Raw genomic sequence first — 3,894 nt, forward strand, 5'->3', positions numbered from 1 at the left:
GCTGTCCGGGCAGACAAGGCGCAGGCCAGGATACCCAAAAAGAAGGTCCGGCAGACCGTTATTGACCCCGATACCGGAAAGAAAACAACGAAACTGACCTTTGAGGAACAGGCAAAGCCGCCCTCCAAGCTGTCCCATGCGGTACGGGGCGCTCCGGCCAACGCGCTGCTTGCCGGGGCGCATAAGGAAATCCGCAAGTCCGAACAGGACAATGTGGGCGTGGAAGGGGCGCACAAGACCGAGCAGGCTGTTGAAGTCAGTGCGCGGCTGGTGCGGGAGGGATACCGCAGCCATAAACTGAAACCCTACCGCGAAGCGGCAAAGGCGGAGCAAAAGCTGGAAAAAGCAAACATCAACGCCCTGTACCAAAAATCCCTGGCGGAGAACCCCCAGCTTGCCAGCAACCCCCTTTCCCGCTGGCAGCAAAAGCAGGCCATCAAAAAGGAATATGCCGCCGCCAAACGCGCCAGTCAAACGGCTGGGCATACGGCACAGGCCGCAGGCCATACCACCAAGACCGCGCAAAAGACCGGCAAGGCGGCAAAGTCTGTCAAAGAAAAAGCGGAACAGGCAGGCCGGTTTGTCATGCGGCACAAGAAGGGATTCCTGATTGCGCTGGCGCTGTTTCTGCTGGTCTGCCTGCTGATGAATACCCTGTCCTCCTGCTCCATGCTGGCCCAGAGCATCGGCTCGGCGGTGTCCGGCTCCACCTATCCCTCCAATGACGGGGATATGCTGGGAGTTGAAGCGGACTATGCCGCAAAGGAGGCGGAACTGCAAGCCGAACTGGATAACATGGAGAGCCTGCACCCAGGCTATGACGAGTACCGGTACGATCTGGACCCTATCGGCCACAATCCCCATGAGCTGGCGGCTTATTTAAGCGCCCTGCTCCATGAGTACACGCCCCAGAGCGCGGCGGCACAGTTACAGCGGGTCTTTGACCTCCAATATGTCCTGACACTGACCGAGGAGGTGGAAATCCGCTACCGCACCGAAACCAGCACCGACCCGGAAACCGGGGAAACAACCAGCGAGGAAGTCCCCTATGAATACTACATCCTCCATGTGGAGCTTGTGAACACCCAGATTTCCGCCCTTGCGCCGGAGCTTCTCACCCCGGATGAATATGAGATGTACCAGGTCTATATCGCCACCAGGGGCAACAAGCCGCTGCTGTTTGGCGGCGGTTCCCCGGATATGGGAAATTCCGAGGATTTGAGCGGCGTGGAGTTTATCGGCGGGACCCGCCCCGGCAATCCGGGCCTGGTGGATTTGGCAAAGCGTCAGGTGGGAAACGTGGGCGGCTATCCGTATTGGAGCTGGTACGGTTTTAACAGCCGGGTGGAATGGTGCGCCTGCTTCGTGAGCTGGTGCTATAACCAGGCCGGGAAAAGCGAGCCGCGCTTTGCTGGCTGTCAGTCCCAGGGCGTACCCTGGTTCCAGTCGCATGGGCAATGGGGCGGGCGCGGATATGCCAATATCGCCCCCGGCGACGCCATTTTCTTTGACTGGGATTTGGACGGGTCCGCCGACCATGTTGGCATTGTGATCGGCACAGACGGGAGCCGGGTCTATACGGTGGAGGGCAATTCCGGCGACGCCTGCAAAATCAAAAGCTATGACCTGAATTACCAGTGCATCAAGGGCTACGGCCTGATGAACTGGAACTAAACCATATGGGAAGGAGTGTTTACAGATGGCAACGAACAAAATCGACCGGATTGACCGGGAGATCGCAAAGACCCGCGAAAAGCTGGCGGAATACCAGAACAGGCTGCGGGAATTGGAGGCGCAGAAAACCGAGGCGGAGAACCTGCAAATCGTCCAGCTGGTGCGGGCGGTTCGCATGACCCCGCAGGAGCTGAACGCGCTGCTGACCGGCGGCGGGATTCCGGGCATGGGAGCTTCTGCCCCCGATGCCCAAGAGAAGGAGGAAAATCACGATGAAATCTAAAAAGCTATTGCGGACACTGGCCGCGCTTTGCACCGCCCTGGTCCTTATGGGCGGTTTTTCTGTCCCCGCCTACGCGGGCGGCGGCGGGGAACCGGCTGATGAAACCAACGATTCCAACGTACAGGTGGAGCAGCCGGAGGAAACGCCTCCCCTCACCCCGGATGGCAACGCCACCCTGGTGGACGATTACGGTGGGAACAAGCAGCTGATTACCGTTACCACCAAAAACGGCAACTACTTTTACATTCTGGTGGATCGGGATGATGAGGGAGAAAATACCGTCCATTTTCTCAACCAGGTGGATGAGGCCGATCTGATGGCACTGATGGAGGACGAGGACAGCGAGGAACCTCCCGCCGTTTGCGGCTGCACCGAGAAATGTCAGGCGGGCGCGATCAACCGGAACTGCCCGGTCTGCGCCTTTACCATGACAAGCTGCACCGGCAAGGCGGCGGAACCGGAGGAGCCGCCTGCAGCGGAGCCGGAACCGGAGAAAAAGTCCGGCATGAATCCGGCTGTCCTGCTTTTGGTTGTGGCCCTGTTAGGCGGCGGGGGCGCGCTCTACTACTTCAAGTTTATGAAGAACAAGCCGAAAACCAAAGGCCCGGACAATCTGGACGATTACGACTACGGCGATGAGGAAGATGAGCTGTGGGAATCCGAGGAGGGCGCGGAGGAGGAACCGGTGGAAAGCGAGGAAGAACCGGAATGACCCGCTTCACTGACAGCCCCTTTGAGCGCATGATGACACAGAAACCGGAGGGCAGGAAGAAAACTTCCAGCCCTCCTTCTTTACCCAAAAGCCACCCCTGCTATGGCTGCGGCAACTACGGGAGGCCCTGTGTGGGATTCTGCCACCGGGAACTGGAAAAGCAGCTGAAAGAAAGGAGAGATCGGAAATGAAGTATCTTATTTTATTTATCAAAATCGTTGCTGTTTTTGACCTGTGCTGTCTGGCGGTGTATCTGGGCGGCGATATTCTGACTGCCCTGACACGCAAACTTCGGAAAAAGCCTGCACAGAGCGACGACCTTTATGACTTTTCTATGGATGGCGACACAGCCGCCCCGCTGTCCATAGATTCCATCCGCCAGCTGTACTCCGGCGATGTGGAAACTTTTGTAGAAGAAAGGCTTCTGCCGGACGCCGCAAAGACGATGGAGGCATTAACGGAACGGGAACAGACAGCGGCCCGCCTGCTTTTATGCGCCCTGATCGGCTATCTGAAAGAAGAAGCCCGCATGGACGAGCAGAGTTTTCCGATGGTGATGGAACTGCTGAAATATATGGAGGGGGAAAAAGAGGAAGGCTGCCAGGACCCGGTAGACTGGCTGCTGGAGGACGCCAACAGCCGCGCACACCGGCATGAGTCCTATTACAACGATTATCAACGCTACCAGCTGATGCAGGTGGATAAAAAACGTGTCATTCTGGCCTGCCGTATCCTCATCAATGATCTGGTAGGAAAACTGTACCGATATGATTACCGGTTTGGCTATGACCTGATGCTGACAGAGGATAACAGCATTGAGGAAAAACTGCGTACATCTATGCGGGAAGAATGGGAGGATGAAGATTATGAGGTTAGTGATTGCTGAAAAACCATCGGTGGCTCAAAGTCTGGCCGCTGTGATTGGAGCCAATGCCCGTAAGGACGGGTATCTGGAAGGGAACGGCTGGCGGGTCAGCTGGTGTGTGGGGCATCTGGCCGGACTTGCCGATGCGGACAGCTATGACCCCAGGTATGCCAAGTGGCGCTATGATGATCTGCCGATCCTGCCCTCGGACTGGAAAATGAGCGTGGGGCGGGATAAGAAGAAACAGTTTGATATTCTCAAAAAGCTGCTGTGCGCCCCGGATGTGACCGAGGTGGTAAACGCCTGTGACGCGGGACGGGAGGGCGAACTGATTTTCCGCAACGTCTATGAGCTGGCGGG

6 protein-coding genes are annotated in these 3,894 nt (G+C 57.2%); all 6 read left to right on the top strand.

The genetic code is table 11. The annotated features are described in order from the left end of the window. Positions 1–1,674, top strand: a 1,674-nt coding sequence (locus ACTO17_RS16345) for a C40 family peptidase (protein WP_482558669.1), incomplete at its 5' end; no start/stop codon positions are given. A 25-nt stretch (positions 1,675–1,699) separates the two neighbouring features. Beyond that, positions 1,700–1,957: a DUF4315 family protein gene (locus ACTO17_RS16350; RefSeq protein WP_482558670.1), complete on the top strand. Its 258-nt coding sequence runs from the start codon at positions 1,700–1,702 to the stop codon at positions 1,955–1,957. After that, positions 1,947–2,669, top strand: coding sequence for a DUF4366 domain-containing protein (locus ACTO17_RS16355; RefSeq protein WP_482558671.1), 723 nt, complete (start codon positions 1,947–1,949; stop codon positions 2,667–2,669). Before ACTO17_RS16350 ends, ACTO17_RS16355 begins: the two co-directional genes overlap by 11 nt. Beyond that, on the top strand, positions 2,666–2,860 hold the full coding sequence (locus ACTO17_RS16360; protein ID WP_120420519.1) for a hypothetical protein: 195 nt from the start codon (positions 2,666–2,668) through the stop codon (positions 2,858–2,860). Before ACTO17_RS16355 ends, ACTO17_RS16360 begins: the two co-directional genes overlap by 4 nt. After that, complete coding sequence (locus tag ACTO17_RS16365; protein ID WP_159750630.1) at positions 2,857–3,555, top strand: conjugal transfer protein TraG; 699 nt, start codon at positions 2,857–2,859, stop codon at positions 3,553–3,555. Before ACTO17_RS16360 ends, ACTO17_RS16365 begins: the two co-directional genes overlap by 4 nt. Further along, a partial coding sequence (locus ACTO17_RS16370) for a toprim domain-containing protein (protein ID WP_482558672.1) occupies positions 3,536–3,894 on the top strand: 359 nt, incomplete at its 3' end. The genes ACTO17_RS16365 and ACTO17_RS16370, both read left to right, overlap by 20 nt.

The sequence above is a fragment of the Petralouisia sp. genome (assembly GCF_056822245.1).